Source organism: Streptomyces sp. XM83C (assembly GCF_023072675.1).
GTDB lineage: Bacteria > Actinomycetota > Actinomycetes > Streptomycetales > Streptomycetaceae > Streptomyces > Streptomyces thermocoprophilus.
The window spans coordinates 1-3,356 of record NZ_JALLGL010000459.1; the positions used below are offsets into that span (position 1 = coordinate 1).

A 3,356-nucleotide genomic window follows, 5' to 3' on the forward strand; every position below is an offset into this window, starting at 1 on the left:
GGGCCGATGGCGGGCAGATGGTCGGGGAGGTAGGGGCGGAAGCCGCAGTAGGTGCGCAGGATGCGCACGTCGGCGAGGCGGGGGAAGAGGGCGGTGGCCTGGCGGGCGAGGCGGCGCAGGGCCTCGGTCGACAGGGCGCGGTCGAAGCCGACGCGTTCGCGGGTGGCGCCGATGAGGACCGGCCCGGCGGGGGTGGCTTCGACGACGGCGGAGGACTGGAGGCCGGCGGAGTCGCTGGCGACGTCGGCGACATAGTCGGCGGCGTACACCTTGTGCCGTACGACGGCGGGCGGCAGGGGCTCGGTGACGAGGACGAAGCCGCGCCGGGGCAGGACGGGCAGGTGGGTGCCGGCGAGGGCGGCGAGCCGGCCGCCGTGGACGCCGGTGGCGTTGACGACGGCGGGGGCGTGCAGGTCGCCGCGCGGGGTGCGGACGCCGCGGACGGTGCCGTCGGGGCCCCTGAGGACGGCGGTGACCTCTTCGCCGAGCCGGATGTGGGCGCCGTGACGGCGGGCGTCGCGCAGCAGGGCCGCGGCGGCGCGGGCGGGTTGGATCTGGGCGTCCTGCGGATAGAGGCAGCCGCCGGCGAGCCCTTCGGCCAACTCCGGTTCCAGCAGCCGTAGTTCGCTGGAGCCGACCTCGTGGGCGTCGACGCCGGCGGCGCGCTGGGCGGCGGCGAAGGCGCGGAGGGCGTCGAGGGCGGGTTCGCTGCCGGCGACGACGAGTCCGCCCTTGGGTTCGTGTTCGACAGCGTCCTCGGGCGGGAGGCCGGCCACGAGTTCGCGCCACAACCTCAGGGACAGCAGGGCGAGTTCGAGTTCGGGGCCGGCTGCCTTGTCGGAGACGAGCAGGTTCCCCTCGCCGGCTCCGGTGGTGCCTCCGGCGACGGGACCGCGGTCGACGACCGCGACGGAGAGGCCGGCGCGGGCGGCGTAGTACGCGCACGCCGCGCCGACCACTCCGGCGCCGACGATCACGGCGTCCAGGCAGGGTGCGGACATCTTCGTGGGCACGTCAGTAATATTTCACATGGCACTGAGCCCTACAAGACTCCGTACGAGACTCCGCGGGCTCCGTACGGGACTCCGCGCAGACTCCGTACGAGACCGCACACTCCTCTCCGCACGAGACCCGCCCGGCGTCGCACAGGCTCCTCAAGAGCCCGCACCCCACCCGGAGTTCACCGCCGCAGCGGTCCTTCGCAGCTGTAGTCGGAGGTGCCGCCCGTGCGGTCGGCCCAGACCTCCACCTCCCCGAAGTCGCAGACCATGTCGGCAAGGTTGGGCGACGCGGGTCCGGCCCGGTCGAGCAGGAATTGGTCGACGGTCTCCGCCACGTCCCGGAACACCAGGTCGGCGTTGCCCGCGTCGGTGAGCCGGGCGGTGATGCGGCCGGTGCACACGAAGCGGGGCATGGCCGTGTCGCCGCCGGCCGTGCAGGCGGGGTCGGTCCAGGTGGCGGCGGCGAGAGCGGAGCGGATCGCCGCCGGGGTGGTCTCGCGCAGGGCGTCGTTCGGGTTGAAAACGGTACGGGGAACGTACAGGTCGGCGACGCCGGCGATCTGCCGGTCCAGGAAGGCGTCGTAGCCGCGCTGGAGTGCCGTGTCCCGGCCGAGGCGGGTGCGCCAGGCGTCGAAGCCGGCCGGGTCGTCGGCCCGCAGGTGGCGGTACATCTCCCGCAGCAGGGAGGGGTGTTCGCTCCACAGGTAGGAGAAGAAGGTGCCGGCGTAGTCGTAGAAGCGGAAGCCGTCGCCGTCGTACGTTGCGTGCAGGAGCCGGTCGACGCTCATGCGGGGTCCGCCGTTCGCGGTGTCCCGGATGATGCCCTCGACGAGGGACCTGCGGACGGCGACACCGTCGGCGCGGGTGGCGCCGGCGAAGAATTCGGCGGTGCCCTCGTCCATGGCGGTGGTGCGGTCGCCCTGGCACCAGGGGCCCTCGCCGAAGAAGCCGGGCACGGCCCAGCGGCCGTTGAGGTAGTGCGTGTACTCGTGGCGGAACAGTTCCTCCAGTGTCAGCCGGGAGTCCTGCGGGACGCGCCGCTGGTAGGTGTAGAAGGTGGCGCCGCGTTCGATGTAGACGCCGCCGTTGTCCGTGCCCATGCCGGTGAGCAGCGGATGGTAGTTCTCGTAGTCGGCGCGGGAGGCGTACAGCACCACGGCGAGCGTGGTGTTGGGGTCGCCGGGGAGCGGCTCGCGGGTGCCGAGGACGCGGTGGAACTGCGCCTCGACCTGCTTGCTCGCGTAGTACAGCTGGTCGACGGTGGCGCGGTCGAGGGCGGTGCGGACCGTCAGGGCGCCGTCGTCGTAGCGGTAGGTGTACGGGAAGAGCTGCCGTTCGATGTCGTCGACGCAGACGGCGTACGGCTTGCAGGCGTCGTAGTGGATCAGCCAGGACACGAGCTTGGCCCAGGGGGCGCTGCCGCGGCCCCAGTCGCCGGCGACGGGGGTGAGGAGGGCGCCGAGGTCGGCGACGATCCGCGTGCGCAGGGAGTCGACGGTGCCGAAGCGGGCGTACTCGGAGAGGGCGTCGCGGACGGCCCAGTCGTTGGGTGTGCCCTTGAGGTGGGTGTGGCCGGCGAAGCGGCGGAAGGCCTGCTGGTAGGCGGTGTCGCGGGCGGCGAGTGTGCGGAACGCGGTGTCGTGGTTGCCCTCGTACAGGCCGAGGTAGTTGACGGTGAGTGCGGCGAGGGCGGCCCCGCCCCAGGACGGGTCGGCGTACGTGGTGGTGTGGTGGCGGTCGAGGGTGGCGAGCACCTTGCGGATCAGGCCGAGCTGGGAGTGGCGCAGGCCGGGTGCGCTCGCCGCGTACAGGGCTTCGCGGAGGGTCTCGGCGTTGCTGCGGGTGGCGTCGAAGGTGCGGGCGGCGGTGCCGTAGTAGTACACGGCGCGCCGGACGGTCTCCAGGGTGGGCGGGTCGCTGATGTCGATCTCGTCGCGGGAGAAGTCGTGGTAGGCGACGGCGTGCAGGTAGGTGAACATCTCCAGCAGATGGCCGGAGTTGTGGCCGTCGTGTCCGGCGGAGAGGGCGGTGGCGCGGCGGGCGACGGCCTGGACGTGGGCGTCGTCCATGACGGGGGCGAGGCGGGAGTCCCAGGTCCACAGGGTGCCGCGCAGGCAGTCGTCGGCGGTGACGTCCGGGTCGGTGAGGAAGTCGGCGAAGGCGTCCGGGGCGAGGCGGGTGATGCCGTCGAGGGTGCAGGGGGCGGCGGCGGTGGGCGGGAGGCCCGTCGGCGGGGTGTCCGCGGGCGGGGTCGCCGCGCCCGGTGTGTGTCCGTCGGCGCGGCGGTCTCCGGGCGCCCTGTCGGTGGGGGCGATTCGGTCCGGGGGCTGGCCCAGGTGGCCGGCTGTCGGGAGA

2 protein-coding genes are annotated in these 3,356 nt (G+C 73.3%); both read right to left on the reverse strand.

Annotated elements, in window-relative coordinates; genetic code table 11:
* On the reverse strand, nucleotides 1-1,001 hold a 1,001-nt coding region (locus tag MTQ10_RS29150), incomplete at its 3' end, for an NAD(P)/FAD-dependent oxidoreductase (RefSeq protein WP_247473393.1).
* Between the two features lie 179 nt (nucleotides 1,002-1,180).
* Nucleotides 1,181-3,356: collagenase (locus MTQ10_RS29155; RefSeq protein WP_247473391.1), on the reverse strand; the 2,176-nt coding region annotated here is incomplete at its 5' end.